The sequence below is a fragment of the Burkholderia anthina genome, assembly GCF_001547525.1.
Lineage (GTDB): Bacteria > Pseudomonadota > Gammaproteobacteria > Burkholderiales > Burkholderiaceae > Burkholderia > Burkholderia semiarida.
Window position 1 is genome coordinate 687,675 of record NZ_CM003769.1, and the last position, 19,261, is coordinate 706,935.

14 protein-coding genes are annotated in these 19,261 nt (G+C 63.6%); 8 read left to right on the top strand and 6 right to left on the bottom strand.

What is annotated here, in order from left to right:
• The first annotated feature begins 67 nt into the window (after window positions 1-67).
• Window positions 68-838 (top strand): DNA-binding transcriptional repressor DeoR, encoded by a 771-nt coding sequence (gene deoR, locus WS64_RS19230; protein ID WP_012337409.1) that lies wholly within the window; start codon window positions 68-70, stop codon window positions 836-838.
• Between the two features lie 58 nt (window positions 839-896).
• On the opposite strand, the gene WS64_RS19235 is transcribed toward deoR, so the two are convergent.
• The 4 genes from WS64_RS19235 to WS64_RS19250 form a co-directional block, all read right to left on the bottom strand.
• Window positions 897-1,949, bottom strand: coding sequence for an aldose 1-epimerase family protein (locus tag WS64_RS19235; RefSeq protein ID WP_060967322.1), 1,053 nt, complete (start codon window positions 1,947-1,949; stop codon window positions 897-899).
• A gap of 2 nt (window positions 1,950-1,951) precedes the next feature.
• Complete coding sequence (fucP, locus tag WS64_RS19240) at window positions 1,952-3,325, bottom strand: L-fucose:H+ symporter permease (RefSeq protein ID WP_060967323.1); 1,374 nt, start codon at window positions 3,323-3,325, stop codon at window positions 1,952-1,954.
• A gap of 40 nt (window positions 3,326-3,365) precedes the next feature.
• Complete coding sequence (rbsK, locus tag WS64_RS19245) at window positions 3,366-4,292, bottom strand: ribokinase (protein ID WP_060314402.1); 927 nt, start codon at window positions 4,290-4,292, stop codon at window positions 3,366-3,368.
• Between the two features lie 394 nt (window positions 4,293-4,686).
• Complete coding sequence (locus tag WS64_RS19250; protein ID WP_060967324.1) at window positions 4,687-5,289, bottom strand: LysE family translocator; 603 nt, start codon at window positions 5,287-5,289, stop codon at window positions 4,687-4,689.
• A gap of 799 nt (window positions 5,290-6,088) precedes the next feature.
• Here WS64_RS19250 and WS64_RS19255 point away from each other — a divergent pair.
• Genes WS64_RS19255 through WS64_RS19270 form a run of 4 tightly spaced genes read left to right on the top strand, consistent with a single transcriptional unit; the run spans window position 6,089 to window position 11,662 of the window.
• Window positions 6,089-7,705 carry a tryptophan halogenase family protein gene (locus WS64_RS19255; RefSeq protein ID WP_060967325.1) on the top strand — a complete coding sequence of 539 codons (1,617 nt, stop codon included), beginning with the start codon at window positions 6,089-6,091 and terminating at the stop codon, window positions 7,703-7,705.
• Between the two features lie 50 nt (window positions 7,706-7,755).
• Window positions 7,756-8,790: a monodechloroaminopyrrolnitrin synthase PrnB family protein gene (locus WS64_RS19260; RefSeq protein WP_185723067.1), complete on the top strand. Its 1,035-nt coding sequence runs from the start codon at window positions 7,756-7,758 to the stop codon at window positions 8,788-8,790.
• A 51-nt stretch (window positions 8,791-8,841) separates the two neighbouring features.
• Window positions 8,842-10,542 (top strand): NAD(P)/FAD-dependent oxidoreductase, encoded by a 1,701-nt coding sequence (locus tag WS64_RS19265; RefSeq protein ID WP_059579034.1) that lies wholly within the window; start codon window positions 8,842-8,844, stop codon window positions 10,540-10,542.
• 25 nt (window positions 10,543-10,567) lie between these two features.
• On the top strand, window positions 10,568-11,662 hold the full coding sequence (locus WS64_RS19270; RefSeq protein WP_060967500.1) for a Rieske 2Fe-2S domain-containing protein: 1,095 nt from the start codon (window positions 10,568-10,570) through the stop codon (window positions 11,660-11,662).
• Between the two features lie 358 nt (window positions 11,663-12,020).
• Here WS64_RS19270 and WS64_RS19275 read toward each other — a convergent pair whose 3' ends face one another.
• The gene (locus WS64_RS19275) at window positions 12,021-12,533 is read right to left on the bottom strand and encodes an Lrp/AsnC family transcriptional regulator (RefSeq protein WP_059579037.1); all 513 of its coding nucleotides are present in this window, start codon (window positions 12,531-12,533) and stop codon (window positions 12,021-12,023) included.
• A gap of 173 nt (window positions 12,534-12,706) precedes the next feature.
• On the opposite strand from WS64_RS19275, the gene WS64_RS19280 reads away from it, so the two are divergent.
• Window positions 12,707-13,723: a 1-aminocyclopropane-1-carboxylate deaminase gene (locus tag WS64_RS19280; protein WP_060967327.1), complete on the top strand. Its 1,017-nt coding sequence runs from the start codon at window positions 12,707-12,709 to the stop codon at window positions 13,721-13,723.
• 71 nt (window positions 13,724-13,794) lie between these two features.
• On the top strand, window positions 13,795-16,482 hold the full coding sequence (mdeB, locus tag WS64_RS19285; RefSeq protein WP_060967328.1) for an alpha-ketoglutarate dehydrogenase: 2,688 nt from the start codon (window positions 13,795-13,797) through the stop codon (window positions 16,480-16,482).
• A 274-nt stretch (window positions 16,483-16,756) separates the two neighbouring features.
• Here the strand turns inward: mdeB and WS64_RS19290 are convergent, their stop codons facing one another.
• The gene (locus WS64_RS19290; RefSeq protein WP_059641190.1) at window positions 16,757-17,653 is read right to left on the bottom strand and encodes a LysR family transcriptional regulator; all 897 of its coding nucleotides are present in this window, start codon (window positions 17,651-17,653) and stop codon (window positions 16,757-16,759) included.
• Window positions 17,654-17,787: 134 nt separating this feature from the next.
• Here WS64_RS19290 and WS64_RS19295 point away from each other — a divergent pair, with 134 nt between their 5' ends.
• On the top strand, window positions 17,788-19,212 hold the full coding sequence (locus WS64_RS19295; protein WP_060967329.1) for a M20 family metallopeptidase: 1,425 nt from the start codon (window positions 17,788-17,790) through the stop codon (window positions 19,210-19,212).
• Window positions 19,213-19,261 lie beyond the last annotated feature (49 nt).

The following is a 19,261-nucleotide window of genomic DNA, read 5'->3' on the forward strand; positions in this document are numbered from 1 at the left end:
CATTCCGGCCGGGCCCGCGCGCCCGGCACGACGAACGACTCACGCGGCGGGCACGCAGGATACCGGCATGGAAACAAAGAAGGGCGAACGGATCAAGACCTTGATGAACGTGCTGCAAGGGCAGAACGCGATTCATCTGAGGGAAGTCGCCGAACTGTTCGGCGTGTCCGAAATGACGATCCGTCGCGATCTCGCGGACAACCCGCACGGCTTGAGCCTGATCGGCGGCTACGTGACGCGCCATTTCGCCGCGCAGCGCAGCGACATCGGCGAATACCTGATCAGCGCCGAGAACAACCGGCAGACGGAGGAAAAGCGCCGCATCGGCAAGCTCGCCGCGCAATTCGTGACGACCGGCGACACGATCTTCGTCGACTGCGGGTCGACCACGCCGTTCATCGTCGACTTCATTCCCGACGACCTCGAATTCACGGCAGTGTGCAATTCGCTGAACGTGTTCGCGAAGCTGCAGCAGAAGCCGCATTGCAACGTGATCCTGTGCGGCGGCGCGTATCACCGCCAGAACATGGTGTTCGAATCGGTCGCCGAAACGGGCATCCTCGATTCGGTGCGCGTGTCGAAGGCGTTCATTTCGGCGGCCGGCGTGAGCGAGCGCTGCGGCGTCACGTGCTTCAACTTCCACGAAGTCGACGCGAAGAAGAAAGTGATGGCGCGCGCGCAGAACCGCTTCCTGCTCGTCGATCACACGAAATTCGACGAAGTGCGCGCGGCCTATTTCGCCGAACTGACCGATTTCAACTACGTGATCTCGGACGGGCAGCTGAGCCGTCGCTACGAAACGGCGATCCGCGAGCACGGGATCGCGCTCGTGACCTGATGCGGCGCGGGCGTGCGGCGCGCCATGCAGCGCGCTTCTCGGCGCGCCTCTCATCGCATCACGCATCGCGGGCTTCCGCCGGGCTGAGGTAGCCCGTCAGCACTTCGAAGCGGCGCGATGCGCCCGGCGCGAGCGCCGCGACGTAGCCTTTGCGGCGTTCGGCTTCGTAACCCTCCGGCTCGCAGGTCGACGGCAGCGCGAACGCGGCGACCTGCTGGTCCGCGTTGTGCAGGATCCAGCGCGTCGCATGCGGAAATTGCTCGGGGCGGTATGAGGTGTGGAACGCGCCGCCGTCCGGATGCACGAGCCGGAAATGCGCGACGCCGTCGGCGTCCGTTTCAACGTCGTTCATGAAGAACACGATTTCGGGGTCGTACAGCGCGGGCGCATCGAGCGTCGCGAGCCGCGCCGGATCGCGCGCGAGCGTGGCCGTGTAGTCGCGCCACGCGGCGGTCGGCTTCACATGGGCCGGCACGCTGTCGCGCAGCCGCAGCCCGCTCGGACGCAACGCTTGCACGAAGCGCCCGCCCGGCACGTACGCGTAGTTCAGGTGGACCATGTACATCAGGTCCATCGGCGTGCCGCCGAGGTTCGTCACGTCCATCGCGATCGTCATCCGCGCATCGTGCTCGGCCAGCCGCACCGACGGACGCGCGACGTAGTGACTGCCGAAGCCTTGCACGTATTCGTACCCGCCGGTCACTTCGACCGTCGCGCCGCGCGCATCGGAGCCGACGACGAGGCTCGCGCGGTCCATCGGCGCGCACGGCATCTCGCCGTGCAGCGCATGCGTGTCGTCCGGCCCCGGGCAGCCGTTGCGCAGCAGCCCGCTGTGGAACATGAAGCAGCCGTAGGTATCGATGATCGACGCCGCGCGCTTCGGCTGCCGGAACATGTGCTTCATCGTCAGGTCGCGGCCGTCGAATTCGGCGGCCCAGATCATCTGCCCGAGATACGGCAGCAAGACGAGGTACCCCCGGCGGTTGTCGAGCTTCAGCGCCTCGACGCCGGACGGATATGCGAACGCGGTGACGGTGAGGCCGTCGGTGCGGTACAGCGTGCGCGGCGCTTCGCGGAAGTCGTCGCGCCGCAATTCGATCTCGCCCCGCATGGTCACGCTCCCGACGTGTTGCGCGTCGCGGCGTAGCGCGCGGGCGCATGGCCGTCGGCCGCCGCGTCGGGCGTGGCTGCCGGCAGGTGGCGCAGGCAGTAGAAGCCGTAGTAGACGATCACGACGAAGCATGCGAGCGGCACGACGAACGCGAGCTGCATGTTGCCGCCGGTGTGATCGGAGATCAGCCCCTGGATCAGCGGCACGACCGCGCCGCCGACGATGCTCATCACGAGGATCGAGCCGCCGTATTCGGTGTCCTTGCCGAGGCCGTCGATCGTCAGTCCGTAGATCGTCGGCCAGCACGGGCCGAGGAACATGCTCACGCACACGGCCGCATACACGGCGGTGATGTTGTGCACGCCGATCGTGTACGCGAGCAGCGCGATGCACAGGATGCCGTAGACGATCAGCACCTTGGCCGGGCCGACGCGTTTCATCACGAGCGTCGCGACCAGCTTGCCGACGAAGAACGCGAAGAACGTCGCGAGCAGGTAGCGCGACGCGCCGCGCTCGGTGAGGCCGCCGATCTGCATCGCGAGCCGGATCGTGAAGCTCCACACGCCGACCTGCGCGCCCACATACAGGAATTGCGCGACCACGCCCGCGACGAAGCGCCGGTTGCCGAACAGGCGCGCGAGCGTGCCGCGCGCGTCGATCCGGTGCGTGAGCGCGCCCGCGCCGTTGCCCTTGCACGCCGGGTACGGCGTGAGCGCGAACACGATGAACACGGCGACGAGCACGACGATCAGCCACTTGTACGGTTCGAGCGTGGCCTGGATCATCGCGAGCTGGTGCGTGTGCGCGTCGGCGGCCGACATCGCCGCGAGCTGCGCATGCGAAGCGTCGCCTTCCTTGAAGATCAGGAAGCTGCCCATGTAGACGCCGGCCATCGCGCCGAACGGATAGAACGTCTGCGAGATGTTCAGGCGCCGCGTGCTGGTGTCGCGCGGGCCCATCAGCGTCGAATACGAATTCGATGCCGTTTCGAGAAACGACAGGCCCGCGGCGATCACGAACAGCGCGACGAGGAACATCCCGTACTTCGCCATCGATGCGGCAGGGAAGAACAGCAGGCAGCCGGTCGTGTAGAGCAGCAGGCCGACGAGGATCGTCGTCTTGTAGCTGAATTTCTTCACGACGGTCGCGGCCGGAATCGCGAGGAAGAAGTAGCCGAGATAGAACGCGGACTGCACGAACGCCGATTCGAAATCGGACAGGAAGAACGATTTCTTGAACTGCGCGATCAGCACGTCGTTCAGGTTCGCGGCGGTGCCCCACAGCGCGAACAGGCAGCACAGCAGCGTGAACGCGAAAAACGGCGTGCGGTTCAGGTAATAGCCGTCGGGGGCGTGTTCGATCCGGGCTCGGCTCATGGGTGTCTCCTTCCCAATGTCTCGTCGATGAAGGCGCCGATCAGAGGCCGGCGTCGCGGAGGAAGCGTTCGAATGTCGCGGCGTCGGCGTACGACTTCTGCGTGCCGAGGCCCGTGACCGAATGTGCGGCGTACGCGGACGCGTGGCGCATCGCGTCGAGCGCGTCGCGCGACGCGGCATAGCAGCGCGCGAAGCAGCCGATATACGCGTCGCCGGCGCCCGTCGTGTCGCGCGCGTCGACCGGGACACCCGGCACGTGCCGCGCGCCGTCGCGCGACACCAGCAGCGAGCCGTTGCTGCCGAGCGTGACGAGCACGTGCTTGAGCCCGCGCGCGACCAGCGCTTCGGCGGCACGGGTGGCGCGCTCGCGCGAATCGACCGGCATGCCCGACACGATCGCGAGCTCGGTTTCGTTCGGCACGAAGAATTCGACGGAACGGATGCGTTCGAAATCGAGGTCGGCCACGGCGGGCGCGGGGTTCAGCAACACCGGAATGCCGTGCCGCGCGCCGAATTCGATTGCGTAATAGACGGTGTCGAGCTCGATTTCGAGCTGAAGCACGATCAGCGCGCATTCGGCGAGCATCGGCGCGGCCGCGTCGATGTCGGCGGGCCGCAGGTGGCGGTTCGCGCCCTTGACGATCAGGATGCTGTTGCTCGAATCGGGCTCGACGAAGATCGGCGCGACGCCGCTCGACACGCCGGCGACCTTGCGCACGTGCGTGGTGTCGATGCCTTCGCGCTCGAAGTTGCGGATCGTGTTGTCGGCGAACACGTCGTCGCCGACCTTCGTCACCATCACGACGCGCGCACCGAGCCGCGCGGCCGCGACGGCCTGGTTCGCGCCCTTGCCGCCGCAGCCGAGTTCGAAGTTCGGCGCCTCGAGCGTTTCGCCCCGAACGGGCATGCGCGAGACATAGGTCACGAGGTCGACCATGTTGCTGCCGATGACGGCGATTGTCTCCATCTGTTGTCTCTTCCTTGGTATAGGGGGGGCGACCGCGCGCGTGGTCGGCGGTTCGCGAAACGTGATAATAAAATCACATAAAGTGTGAAAATGCAATCCTGTGATGTTAGTGGGGTCACTTTGGGGACGACGGGCAGGCGGGCAAAAACCCATCCCGCCGCGTCAGGAAGGCTTCGAATTCGTCAGGGGAGCGTGGCGAATCATCACGCGAACGATGTCGGCGGGAGGACGAACTCACCGCGAAGCGGCGCGCATGCCGCGGCGGTCCATGCAGCGTCGCGCCGCAACGACGCAAACGGGAATCGCCGGCGCCTTCGTGCAAGCTGTATTCAGGGTGCTCGCCGCCATGCAGTAGCGCGATGCATGCCCACGCGTCGCGACGATCGGAGCGCTGTCAGCGGTTGACGACCGAGTACACGAGCGTGCCGGAGAACATCAACAGCACGAGCGAGGCGCCGCGCAGCAGCGTCGACGTGCGGGCGGCCCATGCGCGTTGCGAAGTGACGAGGCCGCCGAGGGACGACCAGCCCACGCCGATCGGCGCGAGCACGAGCAGAAATACGACGAGAGTCCATGCGAAATAGTGCGCCGACCGGAACGCCTCCAGCGGAAACAGCGTGCTCGAGAACAGCAGCGCCTTCGGATTCATCATCGTCGCGACGAACACGTCGCGAAAGCTCACCGGCGTGCTCGATATGTCCTGCAGCACGCGGCTGTGCGTCCACATCTTGAGCGCGAGGAAAAAGATGTAGACGGAACTCGCGAGCTTGACCACGTCATAAAGCCAGGGCCGGCCGGCAGCGAACGCGGCCAGGAAGAATCCCCATACGGAAATCGCGATCGCGTAGCCGAGCGCTTCGGCGATCACGAGCGGCCAGGTGCCGCGCAGGCCGACCTTCAACCCGGACGACAGCAGCAGCGTATTGGTCGGCCCCGGCACGATCAGCACCAGCGATACGTACATCGACATCTTCAGCAACGCTTCCTGGATGGGCATGCGGCCTCCTCGATTCGTCAGTGTCGCGGTTTGCGTCCGGTCCAGGCGGGGTGCACCGTTGAACTGGCGGTGGCCCGGTACGCGCAACCGTTCGATCTGCTTACTCGGCGCTTCCTGTCCGATGCGTCTGGCGAGCATCGTTCATGTTCGCCCGGACACATCATGACGAATTTCTCCGCAGGCGCGTTGAATTATTTTGGGGTCGAGATCAAGGCTGCCGAAATGAGAAAAGATCGTCATCTTTGTTTTGGTAATGGCGAAGGTTTTATTTCTTTCCTTTGAATTCGGTTGGTCATTTATCGTTTTTTTGTAAAACAAGTAAATTTGATGATGGACATTGAATGAAAAAGTGAATTTATTCGTTCGATAAAATTGAATCGGTTGATGCGGGATATTTCGTCGAAATTCTTCGGGATTTAGAATTTCTCTGAACAACCCTGGATTGATATGAAATTTTTCGAGATAGACCATCGTGAACGCTGCTATGGTGTGTCCCGGAGGTCAAGTGCACGGTGTGACAATCCTGACTGCAATTAGGGAAATTGATCAAATCCATGCGCTAATGGCGATCGACGCGTCGGCAAGCCAATTTGTCGACGTGGAATCCGTTGCGCGGTGTGCCGCCGCGTGAAATGGGGATTCGCATTGTTGCCTGACTTCGCTGCGATTCACGTGCCTTTTCGACGCCGTTCGTCATGATGGAAGAAACACGTCATGACGTATTGACGAACGATTTTCCGGTTCAACTCGACGAGGCGGCACTATCCATTCAGGTTTCAAATCCCATGGGAAGCGTGTCATGAGCAATCCGATCAGGAATATTGTCATCGTGGGCGGCGGCACGGCGGGCTGGATGTCCGCGTCGTACCTCGTCCGCGCGCTCCAGCAGCAGGCGAACATCACGCTCGTCGAATCCGCGGCGATTCCGCGGATCGGCGTGGGCGAGGCGACCATCCCGAGTTTGCAGAAGGTGTTCTTCGACTTCCTCGGGATACCGGAGCGGGAATGGATGCCGCAGGTGAATGGCGCGTTCAAGGCTGCCATCCGGTTCGTGAACTGGAGGAAGTCGCCCGACGGTTCGCGCAGCGACCACTTCTACCATTTGTTCGGCAACGTGCCGAACTGCGACGGCGTGCCGCTGACCCACTACTGGCTGCGCAAGCGCGAACAGGGCTTCCAGCAACCGATGGAGTACGCGTGCTACCCGCAGACGGAGGCGCTCGACGGCAAGCTCGCGCCGTGCCTGGCCGACGGCACCCGCCAGATGTCCCACGCGTGGCACTTCGACGCGCATCTCGTGGCCGACTTCCTGAAGCGCTGGGCCACCGAACGCGGGGTGAAGCGCGTGGTCGACGAGGTCGAGCAGGTTCACCTGGACGACCGCGGCTACATCTCCCGCCTGTCCACCAAGGAAGGGCGCACGCTCGAAGCCGACCTGTTCATCGACTGCTCGGGCATGCGCGGGCTCCTGATCAACCAGGCGCTGAAGGAGCCCTTCATCGACATGTCCGATTACCTGCTGTGCGACAGCGCGGTCGCCAGCGCCGTGCCCGCCGACGACGCGCGCGACGGGATCGAACCGTACACGTCGGCGATCGCGATGAACTCGGGGTGGACCTGGAAGATCCCGATGCTGGGCCGGTTCGGCAGCGGCTATGTATTCTCGAGCAAGTTCACGTCGCGCGACCAGGCCACCGCCGATTTCCTCGACCTCTGGGGGCTTTCGGACAAGCAGCCGCTCAACCAGATCAAGTTCCGGGTCGGGCGCAACCGGCGCGCGTGGGTCAACAACTGCGTTTCTGTCGGGCTGTCGTCGTGCTTTCTGGAGCCGCTGGAGTCGACGGGCATCTACTTCATCTACGCGGCGCTGTACCAGCTCGTGAAGCACTTCCCGGACACGTCGTTCGATCCGCGCTTGATCGACGCATTCAACGCCGAAATCGTCTACATGTTCGACGACTGCCGCGATTTCGTGCAGGCGCACTATTTCACCACGTCGCGCGACGACACGCCGTTCTGGCGCGCGAACCGGCACGACCTGCGGCTGTCGGACGCGATCAAGGAGAAGGTGGAACGCTACAAGGCGGGGCTGCCGCTGACCACCACGTCGTTCGACGATTCCACGTACTACGACACCTTCGACTACGAATTCAAGAACTTCTGGTTGAACGGAAACTACTACTGCATTTTTGCCGGCCTGGGGCTGCTGCCCGACCGGTCGCTGCCGCTCTTGCGGCACCGGCCGGAGTCGATCGACAAGGCCGAGGCGATGTTCGCGCGGATCCGGCGCGAGGCCGAGCGTCTGCGCACGACGCTGCCGACGAACCATGGTTACCTGCGCTCGCTGCGCGAGGGCGATGCGGGGCTGTCTCGCAGCCAGCCCGGGCCGACGCTCGCGACGCCGGAGATCCTGTAGTGGACCGCGCCCCGGACCGCGTACGCACGATCGCGGCCACGCACGCCGCGGTGGCGGCCTGCGATCCGCTGCAGGCGCGCGCGCTCGTCCTGCGGCTGCCGGGCCTGAACCGTCAACGGGACGTGCCCGGCATCGTCGGGCTGTTGCGCGCGTTCCTGCCGGCACGCGGCGTGCCTTCGGGCTGGGGCTTCGTCGAAGCCGCCGCCGCGATGCGGGACATCGGGTTCTTCCTCGGGTCGCTCAAGCGGCACGGACACGAGCCCGTGGACGTGGTGCCCGGGCTCGAGCCGGTGCTGCTCGACCTGGCGCGCGCGACCGGCCTGCCGCCGCGCGAGACGCTGCTGCACGTGACGGTCTGGAACCCCGCGGCGGCCGACGCGCAGCGCAGCTACACCGGGCTGCGCGACGAGGCGCACCTGCTCGAGAGCGTGCGCATCTCGATGGCGGCTCTCGAGGCGGCCATCGCGTTGACCGTCGAGCTGACCGACGTGCCGCTGAGGTCGCCCGCGTTCGCGCAAGGGTGCGACGCGCTCGCGGTCCATCTGCAGAAAATGGTCGACTCGATCGTCTACGCGTACCGGTTCATCTCGTTGCAGGTGTTCTACGACGAGCTTCGTCCGTTCTACGAACCGATTCGAGTCGGCGGCCAGCACTACCTGGGCCCCGGCGCGGTCGAAATGCCCCTCTTCGTGCTGGAGCACGTGCTGTGGGGTTCGCAGTCGGATCACGCCGCTTACCGGGAATTCAAGGAGACGTACCTGCCTTACGTGCTTCCCGCGTTCAGGGCGATCTACGCGCGGTTCGCCGGGCGTCCGGCGCTCATCGACCGCGTGCTCGGCGAAGCGCAGGCGGCACGCGCGCGGGGCGAGCCCGTCGAGGCCGGACTGGCGGCCCTCGACCGGGTATTCGAGATTCTGCTGCGCTTTCGCGCGCCCCACGTCAAATTGGCGGAGCGCGCGTACGAAGTCGGGCGAAGCGGCCCCACGATCGGCAGCGGCGGGTACGCGCCCAGCATGCTCGGCGATCTGCTCGCACTCACGCGTGCGGCACGGTCGCGCGTTCGCGCCGCGCTCGACGAATCCTGACGCGCGACGCGCGCGGCCATGTGTTCCATCTCAACAGGAGAGTGTGCCCTCATGACTCAACAGAGCCCCGCGAACGGGCGCGACAGCAACCACTTCGATGTGATCATCCTCGGTTCGGGCATGTCGGGCACCCAGATGGGAGCCATCCTGGCCAAGCAGCGGTTTCGCGTGCTGATCATCGAGGAATCGTCGCACCCGCGCTTCACGATCGGCGAATCGTCGATCCCCGAGACGTCGCTGATGAATCGCATCATCGCCGATCGCTACGGCATTCCCGAGCTCGACCACATCACGTCGTTCTATGCGACGCAGCGTTACGTCGCGTCGAGTACCGGCATCAAGCGCAACTTCGGCTTCGTGTTCCACAGGCCCGGCGAGGAACACGACCCGAAGGAGTTCACGCAGTGCGTGATTCCCGAGCTGCCGTGGGGGCCGGAGAGCCACTATTACCGGCAGGACGTCGACGCGTACCTGTTGCAAGCCGCCATCAAGTACGGCTGCACGGTTCGCCAGAAGACGAGCGTGACCGAATACCACGCCGACAAGGATGGCGTCGCGGTCGCGACCGCGCAGGGCGAACGGTTCACCGGCCGCTACATGATCGACTGCGGCGGGCCCCGCGCGCCGCTCGCGACCAAGTTCAATCTCCGCGAAGAGCCGTGCCGCTTCAAGACGCACTCGCGCAGCCTCTATACGCACATGCTCGGCGTCAAGCCGTTCGACGACATCTTCAAGGTCAAGGGGCAGCGCTGGCGTTGGCACGAGGGCACCTTGCACCACATGTTCGAGGGCGGCTGGCTCTGGGTGATTCCGTTCAACAATCATCCGCGTTCGACCAACAACCTGGTGAGCGTCGGCCTGCAGCTCGACCCGCGGATCCATCCGAAAACGGACATCTCCGCGCAGCAGGAATTCGACGCATTCCTCGCGCGGTTCCCGAGCATCGCGGCGCAGTTCCGGGACGCCGTGCCGGTGCGCGACTGGGTCAGGACCGATCGCCTGCAGTTCTCGTCGAGCGCCTGCGTCGGCGACCGCTACTGCCTGATGCTGCACGCGAACGGGTTCATCGATCCGCTTTTTTCCCGCGGGCTCGAGAACACCGCGGTGACCATCCACGCGCTCGCGGCGCGCCTGATCAAGGCGCTGCGCGACGACGATTTCTCCCCCGAGCGCTTCGAGTACATCGAGCGTCTGCAGCAGAAGCTTCTGGACCACAACGACGACTTCGTCAGTTGCTGCTACACGGCGTTCTCGGACTTCCGCCTGTGGGACGCGTTCCACAGGCTGTGGGCGGTCGGCACGATCCTCGGGCAGTTCCGGCTGGTGCAGGCGCACGCGCGGTTCCGTGCGTCGCGCGACGAGCGCGACCTCGATCACCTCGACGACAACCCCCCATACCTCGGGTACCTGTGCGCGGACATGGAGGGGTACTACCAGTTGTTCAACGACGCCAAAGCCGAGGTCGAAGCCGTGAGCGCCGGGCGCAAGCCGGCCGAGGAGGCCGCGGCGCGCATTCACGCCCTCATCGACGAACGGGAGTTCGCGAAGCCGATGTTCGGTTTCGGGTACTGCATCACCGGAGCCAAACCGCAGCTCAACAACTCTAAGTACAGCCTGCTGCCGGCGATGAAGCTGCTGCACTGGACGCAGACCAGCGCGCCGGCGGAGGTGAAAAGGTATTTCGACTACAACCCGATGTTCGCGCTGCTCAGGGCGTACATCACGACCCGCATCGGCCTGGCGCTGAAGTAGTCGGCCGACCTCCGGAATGAAAATGATCGAAGACATTCAATTGAACGAGGCGGGGGCCAGGGAGCGCCCCGCGGGAGCGTACGACGCGACCACGCGCGTGGCCGCGAGCTGGTACGTCGCGATGCGCTCGGCCGACCTCAGGGACAAACCGACGGCGCTGACGCTCTTCGGCCGGCCGTGCGTCGCGTGGCGCGGCGCGTCGGGACGGGCCGTGGTGATGGACCGCCACTGCGCGCACCTTGGCGCGAACCTGGCCGATGGGCAGATCAGGGACGGGTGCATCCAGTGCCCGTTTCACCATTGGCGATACGACGAGCGCGGCCAGTGCGTGCACATTCCCGGCAATAGCCCGGCGGTACACCGGCTGGAGCCCGTTCCGCGCGGCGCGCGCCAGCCGACGTGGGTCACCGCCGAGCGGTATGGTTACGTGTGGGTCTGGTACGGTTCCGCGCAGCCGCTGCACCCGCTGCCCGACATCGCCGCGGCCGACGTCGACAACGACGATTTCATGCATCTGCACTTCGCGTTCGAGACGACGACGGCGGTCTTGCGGATCGTCGAGAACTTCTACGACGCGCAGCACGCGACGCCCGTCCACGCGCTCCCGGTCTCGGCCTTCGAGCTCAAGCTGTTCGACGATTGGCGCGAATGGCCGGAGGTCGAGCCGCTGGCGCGGGCGGGCGCGTGGTTCGGCGCCGGGATCGACTTCACGGTGGACCGGTACTTCGGGCCGCTCGGCATGCTGTCGCGCGCGCTGGGCCTGAACATGTCGCAGATGAACCTGCACTTCGACGGCTATCCCGGCGGGTGCGTGATGACCGTCGCGCTGGACGGAGACGCCAAATACAAGCTGCTGCAGTGCGTGACGCCGATAAGCGACGGCAAGAACGTCATGCACATGCTGATCTCGATCAGGAAGGTGGGCGGCCTCCTGCGCCGCGCGACCGACTACGTGCTGTTCGGGCTCCAGACCCGGCAGGCCGCGGGGTACGACGTCAAGATCTGGAACGGGATGAAGCCGGACGGCGGCGGCGCGTACAGCAAGTACGACAAGCTCGTGCTCAAGTACCGCGCGTTCTACCGGGGGTGGGTCGACCGCGTCGGCTCGAGCGAACCGTGACGCGTGAGTCGACAGCGCCGGCCGGCCCTCGTTTGCGAGGACGGATAGTGACCCGATGCGGCTGCGTGTCAGCGCAAGCCGACCGACATGGCCGGCCATCTTTGCGAAATGTCTGGTCAGGCGGGAGTGCGTACATTGCAGCGAGTTTGCTTGCGTGCCGACATAACGAACAACACCACACGCTGCGCGAGTTGGTCGGCGTATTCAGGATCGGTCGCGCGCTCGCGCACTGACGGGCGCGGCCCCGATGTTCCGCGGGAAGTCGACGCGAGCGGAAGCCGAGCCGCTTCGCGGCTTTCCAGGTGATTGTCGTTGGCGAGTTCCGGCGTAAGCCGCAAACGGCTGCCTTGCCCAGCCGCTATATGGCGATCTGCGTCGAGGAAAAAACCTGTTTGAGCACCATGAAAGTCCGAATCTGGCGCACGCCGGGCAGATAAAGCAGTTGTTCGGCATGGAGTCGGTTGAAGCTTTCGCTATCGCGGGTGCGCAGCATCATGAAGTAGTCGAACTCGCCGGTCACCACGTGGCATTCCATGCAGCCGGATACGTTCTGGGCCGCTTTTTCAAACGCGGCAAAGGATTCGGGAGTCGATCGATCCAGTACGACGCCGATGATGACGACCATGCCCGCATCGAGGGCAGGCGCGTTGAGCAACGCGACGATTCCTCGGATCAAACCCAGGCTCTTGAGCCGTTCGACGCGGCGCAAACACGCCGGCGCGCTCAAATTCACCTTCGCCGCCAGAGCGACGTTCGAGATCGATGCGTCTTTCTGAAGGGCTCGCAGGATCGCTTTGTCCGTACGGTCAAGTTCGACGTGGCTCGCGTCGTCGGGGCGCGATTTGCCAGGAAATTTTGTTGTCGATTTCATTGATTCTAAAAAATATACATTCGTGAGAATGGGGGAAATTGTATTTCAAAGCGTGGCGATCGGCGGATGTTTGCAACCACGTTTCGTGGGTATTTAACTAGAATTTCTTCGTGCCCGGTCGCTCTGACGACATCGGGCGTCGGAATCCACCGCCCACCTTTCGGAGAACCTCCGTGAACCTCGATCGCTTTCCTCGCCACAAGCTGACCTTCGGACCCACCCCCATCCACGAGTTGCCCCGCCTCGGCAAGGCGCTGGGTGGAAAAGTTCATCTCTATGCAAAACGCGAAGACTGCAACAGCGGCCTGGCGTTCGGCGGCAACAAGACCCGGAAGCTCGAGTACATCGTGCCGGACATTCTGGCGAGCGGAGCCGACACGCTGGTATCGATCGGCGGCATCCAGTCGAACCAGACGCGTCAGGTCGCGGCGGTCGCGGCTCATCTTGGCCTGAAATGCGTGCTGGTTCAAGAAAACTGGGTCAACTACTCGGACGCCGTGTATGACCGCGTCGGGAACATTCAGATGTCCCGCATGATGGGCGCCGACGTTCGGCTGGTCAGCGATGGCTTCGACATCGGCATTCGTCCGAGCTGGGAACAGGCGATGGAGAGCGTTCGCAACGCGGGAGGGAAGCCGTATCCGATCCCTGCCGGTTGTTCCGAGCATCGGCTTGGCGGCCTGGGGTTCGTCGGTTTCGCGGAGGAAGTGCGCGCCCAGGAAGCTGAACTCGGATTCAAGTTCGACTACATCGTCGTGTGTTCGGTGACGGGAAGCACGCAGGCCGGCATGGTCGTCGGCTTCGCGGCAGACGGGCGCGCGGATCGCGTGATCGGTATCGATGCGTCGGCCAAACCCGAGCAGACGCGCGAGCAGATTCTTCGCATCGCACGCCACACCGCCGATCTCGTGGAACTCGATCGGCCGATCGGCGACGCGGACGTGGTGCTGGATACGCGCTACGGGGGCCCCGAATACGGCCTTCCGTCGGAAGGTACGCTCGAAGCGATTCGACTGTGCGCGAAGACCGAGGGGATGTTGACCGACCCGGTTTATGAAGGCAAGTCGATGCATGGCCTGATCGACAGGGTGCGCCGGGGCGAGTTTCCGGAAGGGTCCCGTGTCTTGTATGCACACCTCGGCGGCGTCCCCGCATTGAACGCATACAGCTTCCTGTTCAAGAACGGTTGAGGCTTGGCCGCGTTCCGACTGCAAGTGGAGTCGGAACGCGGCGTGTATATCGTCAATTCGGGGTGCAAAGTATGGACATGCAGAATCGACTTCGGACCACGACGACCGATCCCGACCCGGAGGAGCTCCGGGAATGGTGCGACGCGCTCGATGGCGTGTTGCATGCGTGGGGCGGCGATCAAGGCAAGGAACGTGCACGCCATCTTCTCGACTCGTTGTTGGCGCATGCACACGCCCGTCGCGTCGCGTGGAGGCCGCCGCTGGTCACGCCGTACGTCAATACCGTGGCGCCCGACGAACAGCCTGCCTATCCGGGCGATCTGCAAATCGAGCGGCGGATCGCGGCGTTGATACGGTGGAACGCGCTCGCGATGGTGGTCCGCGCCAACCGGGCGCAGGGCGAACTGGGCGGACACATCGCGAGCTATGCTTCGGCCGCGGACCTGTTCGAGGTCGGCTTCCAGCATTTTTTCCGGGGCCCGGATGCGGTGCACGGCGGCGATCTGGTGTTTTTCCAGGCGCACTCCGCGCCGGGTGTCTACGCTCGGGCGTTTCTCGAGGGGCGACTGTCGGAAGAATCGCTGTCCCATTATCGCCAGGAGATCGTGGCGGAGGCCGGCGGCATCCGGGGATTGAGCTCATATCCTCATCCCTTTTTGATGCCGGACTTCTGGCAGTTTCCAACCGGATCGATGGGGCTGGGGCCGCTCAACGCCATTTATCAGGCGCGGTTCATGCGGTACATGGAAAATCGTGGCTTGAAGGCGCACGGCGATCGTCGCGTGTGGGGTTTTTTCGGCGATGGAGAAATGGACGAGCCCGAGTCGATCGCCGCGTTGACACTCGCGGCTCGCGAGCGGCTCGACAACTGCATATTCGTCATCAACTGCAATCTCCAGCGACTGGATGGCCCCGTTCGCGGCAACGGCCGGGTCATCGACGAACTCGAGGCATTGTTCGCCGGCGCCGGATGGAACATCGTCAAATGCATCTGGGGCTCCGAGTGGGATGCGTTGCTCGGCCGCGATCATGGCGGTGTGCTCGAACGCGCTTTCGCGAACACCGTCGATGGTGATTTCCAGACGTTGTCGGCCAATGACGGCGCGTTCAATCGCGAGACGTTCTTCAGCCGGACGCCGGAACTGCGAGCGCTGGTGGATTCGTTGTCCGACGACGACATCGCGATGCTTCGGCGCGGCGGACACGATCCCGTGAAAATCCATGCCGCCTTTGCCGCGGCGACGGTCAGGAATGGTCGGCCGTCGGTTGTGCTTGCCAAGACCATGAAGGGCTATGGCATGGGCACGATCGCGCAAGGGCGCATGACGACGCATCAGCAGAAAAAGCTGGAGCGGGACGACCTGCTTGCCTATCGGGACCGATTCGCGCTCCCGCTTTCCGACGAAGAGGCATCGGAAGCGCGGTTCTATCGGCCGCCGCACGATAGCGATGAGCTGCGGTACTTGCGCAAGCGTCGCGAGACGCTTGGCGGCTATCTCCCTCAGCGACGTGCGGCATCCGAGCGACTGGCGGTGCCCGAACTGGCGAGCGTCGCGGGCTTCTCGCTGAATGCGGACGGCAAGGCCATGAGTTCGACGACCGCCTTCGTCAGGCAACTTGGTGCGCTGCTCAAGGACGCCAGCCTCGGCCCGCGATTGGTTCCGATCGTGGCGGACGAGGCCCGAACGTTCGGCATGGCGAATCTTTTCCGTCAGGTTGGAATCTACGCGCCGTTCGGTCAGTTGTACGATCCGGAAGACAATTCATCGATGCTCTCGTATCGTGAAGCGTCCGATGGTCAAATTCTCGAGGAAGGCATCACGGAGGCGGGGGCCATCTCGTCGTGGACGGCCGCCGCGACGAGTTACGCCGTGCACGGTATTCCGATGATGCCGTTCTATATCTACTACAGCATGTTCGGTTTTCAGCGTATCGGCGACTTGATCTGGGCGGCTGCCGACCAGCGAGCCCGAGGCTTTCTCGTCGGCGCCACGTCAGGCCGCACGACGCTGGGAGGAGAAGGATTGCAGCATCAGGATGGCTCGAGCCATCTTCTCGCGTCGACGATACCGACGTGTCGGGCGTACGATCCGTCCTTTGCCGGTGAACTGGCGGTCCTGGTCGATTACGGGTTGCGGCGCATGCTGAGTGATGCGCACGACGAGTTCTTTTACGTCACCGTGACCAATGAAAACGTCGCGCAACCGAGTATTGCCGATGCGTCGCATGAAGGTATCGTGAAAGGCATGTATCTGTTTCGACGGGGCGGCCGCTTTCAGAGGCGGGTTCAGTTGTTCGGCAGCGGCGCGATCATGGGGGAGGTTCTCAAGGCGGCGGACGAGTTCGAGCGGTTGCATGAGGTGTCCGCGGACGTCTGGAGTATTACCAGCTATGTCGAGCTGGGGCGGGATGGTGCGCGATGCGAGCGGGAATGGCGGCTCGGTTCCGGAGACATCGGGGAATCGTGGATTTCCACCCAGCTGCGCGCCACAGTTGGGCCGATCGTCGCCGCGTCGGACTATGTGAAAGCGCTTCCGGAAATGGTTCGTGCATATATTCCAGAAGGACGGCGATATGTCACGCTTGGGACCGACGGGTTCGGTCGAAGCGATTCGCGCGCGCAGTTGCGGCGGTATTTTGAGGTGGATGCTCAGGCCATCGTGCAGGCCGGGTTGAAGGCCCTCGAGGGGCCGGTGGTGGGGAATGAGGCCCGCCAACGGTCGGGGGCGTCTGGTGTCGTCGGGGTGGTGGCGTACTAACGTGTGCTTTCTGTCGAATATGTGCGTGGGTCGTTGTTTTAAGTGGTTCTCCACGCCCTTGTCGTTGAACCTGTCTTGCTATCGGTCTATCAGCGTCGCCCCTGCGCGGGGCGGCGGTCACTTTTCTTTGTCTTCCAAAGAAAAGTAACCAAAAGAAAGGCGCGTCCTTGGGCGGACGGCAAAGGTGGTTCTGCTCAGGTTCGTGGTTTCTTTGCCCACCGTAGTTCGCGGGATGTCGGGACTCGGTGGGACACGGGTACGGGTCGCCACGTGTCTAGTCGGCCGTATGCAGTTGCTTCACCAGTTCGCCAATGAAGTCGATCAGTACAGTCGACAACTCGCGGCCCGACAAGGTCTGGATCTGGATCGCACGCAACGACATGCCCGGATGGTCGATCGGTATCGCCACCAGGCCGTCCGTCGCCAGACGCGCCCGTACCGTCAGGCGGCTGGTCAGCGACACGACCCCAGACATTTGAGTGAATGCATACAGCGTGCCGGAGTTGTTGCAGGTCAGGACAGGCTCGAAAAGAAGATTCTCGAGGCTCGCCGTCGTATCGAAAAGCTGACGGATCGTCGTGCCACGGTCAAGCAACGCAATCGGGAAATTCCGCAACTCGGCCATCGATACCGTCGCGCGACCAGCCAGCGCGTGAGAACGCGGCATGACGGCGCAAATGGGCGCGCTCTGCGTGTACTCGACGTTGATCTCCGGCTCTCGTACAACACCGAAAGTCAGGCCGATATCCGCTTCGCCGCTCCGTACGTGTGCCGTCACCTCCTTCGGCGCCGTCACCGCCACCTCGAAACGGGTACCGGGCGACTTCTCCAGAAATTGCGTGATGGCGCGAGGGAGAACATCCCGGGCAAACGCTTCCGACGTCGAGACGCGGATCGTGCTCCGATCGAACGAGTTCAGCGCCTTGATCTCCTCGATCACCTGCTGACCTTCGAGCAGGGTTCTACGAACATGGGCAGCCAGCAGCTCCCCGGCCTTGTTGGGGACCATGCCGCGCGCCTGACGCTCGAACAACGGGCAGCCGACCTCCTCCTCCAGCTTCGTGATCTGACGGCTGATCGCCGAGATCGAAACGTGCAGCTTCTCGGACGCCTCGCTCAGCGAACCTGTATTGGCAACGGCAAGGAAGTATCGGAGTGCAGCGTTGTGCATGACGGGCCGCCAAGTTTGCGTTATTCGAAAGCAGGGCACGCAAAAAAGTCAATTGTAGTGCGCGTTTTGGCTCCGTACGCTTGATCCATCAAGGTCGAACAAGCCGCTCTCCCACGATACACGCGAGGATCACCATGACGCGCCATCAAGCAATCGACTCTGCCACAACATATTTCGATTCGGGGGGCTTTCTGAAAGATCTCGCGCGACGCGTCTCCATGACGACGGAAAGTCAGGATTCCGGACGGGAAGGCGAGCTTCGAGCATACCTCGTCGACGAGATCGTCCCATCGATCGACCGTATCGGCTTTGAGTCTCGTATCGTCGAGAACCCGGTTGCGGGGAGCGCGCCGTTTTTGATCGCGACGCGTATCGAGGATCCCTCGCTTCCGACGATCCTGATGTACGGGCACGGTGACGTCGTCCGTGGCCATGACGGACAGTGGAAGGACCAGATGTCGCCATGGAACGTTACGGTTGAAGGAGACCGATGGTTCGGGCGGGGCACCGCCGACAACAAAGGGCAACACACGATCAACCTGGCCGCGCTGGAGCAAGTCATCGAGGCCAGGAATCGACGCCTGGGTTTCAATGCGACGCTGCTGCTCGAGATGGGGGAAGAAACCGGATCGCCCGGGCTGCGCGCGGTCTGCGAGCAGAACAAGGACCTTCTCGCCGCCGACGTTCTGATCGCTTCGGATGGCCCTCGGGCCAGGTCGAACGTCCCCTGCGTTTTTCTCGGGTCGCGTGGATTCGTGAACTTCACGCTTTCCGTCCGGCTCCGGTCGGGCGCACATCATTCCGGAAATTGGGGAGGAGCGCTCGGCAATGCCGGAACCGTGCTCGCGAACGCGATTTCGTCGCTCGTCGACGGGCGCGGGCGGATCCTCGTCGACGCGCTGTTGCCGACGCATATTCCGGCTTCGGTACGCACGGCGCTGAAGCATATTGCCGTCGGTGGCGGGCCCGACGATCCTCACGTCGATGGCAATTGGGGCGAACCCGATTTGACGGCCCAGGAGCGCGTCTATGCATGGAACGCGCTCGAAGTACTGGCCTTTACCACCGGTAACCCGACCAGCCCGATCGGCGCGATTCCGCCCGTCGCGCACGCGCATTGCCAACTCAGGTACGTCGTCGGTACGGATTGCGAGCGTATCGAAGAAGTTCTACGGCATCGCCTCGACGAATGCGGGTTCGACAGGGTCGAGGTTTCGATCGGCGAGCGAATGGGCGCCACGCGTCTGCCGCCGGAAGATCCGTGGGTCGCATGGGCGCTCGATTCGATCGAGCGGACGACCGGAAAGCAGCCGGATTTGCTTCCCAATCTTGGCGGGTCGCTGCCCAACGACGTCTTTTCCGAGGTTCTGGGCCTTCCGACGATCTGGATTCCGCACTCATACGGAGCCTGCTCCCAGCACGCACCGAACGAACACCTGCTTGGAAGTGTCGCGCGTGAGGCGCTGCAGATCATGGCCGGCATATTTTGGGATCTCGGGGAGTCGGCATCCGCCGTCCGGGATCGGCGCAAGGAAGGAGCGCTTGTCGTCCACGCATAAGACGCCAATTTTTTAATGCACTTGTCATCGTAAGTGAACGGAGAATGAG

Excerpts from the sequence above, each read along its gene's own strand:
- deoR (WP_012337409.1), top strand. The coding sequence starts at position 68 with ATGGAAACAAAGAAGGGCGAACGGATCAAGACCTTGATGAACGTGCTG.
- WS64_RS19235 (WP_060967322.1), bottom strand. The coding sequence starts at position 1,949 with ATGCGGGGCGAGATCGAATTGCGGCGCGACGACTTCCGCGAAGCGCCG.
- fucP (WP_060967323.1), bottom strand. The coding sequence starts at position 3,325 with ATGAGCCGAGCCCGGATCGAACACGCCCCCGACGGCTATTACCTGAAC.
- rbsK (WP_060314402.1), bottom strand. The coding sequence starts at position 4,292 with ATGGAGACAATCGCCGTCATCGGCAGCAACATGGTCGACCTCGTGACC.
- WS64_RS19250 (WP_060967324.1), bottom strand. The coding sequence starts at position 5,289 with ATGCCCATCCAGGAAGCGTTGCTGAAGATGTCGATGTACGTATCGCTG.
- WS64_RS19255 (WP_060967325.1), top strand. The coding sequence starts at position 6,089 with ATGAGCAATCCGATCAGGAATATTGTCATCGTGGGCGGCGGCACGGCG.
- WS64_RS19265 (WP_059579034.1), top strand. The coding sequence starts at position 8,842 with ATGACTCAACAGAGCCCCGCGAACGGGCGCGACAGCAACCACTTCGAT.
- WS64_RS19275 (WP_059579037.1), bottom strand. The coding sequence starts at position 12,533 with ATGAAATCGACAACAAAATTTCCTGGCAAATCGCGCCCCGACGACGCG.
- mdeB (WP_060967328.1), top strand. The coding sequence starts at position 13,795 with ATGGACATGCAGAATCGACTTCGGACCACGACGACCGATCCCGACCCG.
- WS64_RS19290 (WP_059641190.1), bottom strand. The coding sequence starts at position 17,653 with ATGCACAACGCTGCACTCCGATACTTCCTTGCCGTTGCCAATACAGGT.
- WS64_RS19295 (WP_060967329.1), top strand. The coding sequence starts at position 17,788 with ATGACGCGCCATCAAGCAATCGACTCTGCCACAACATATTTCGATTCG.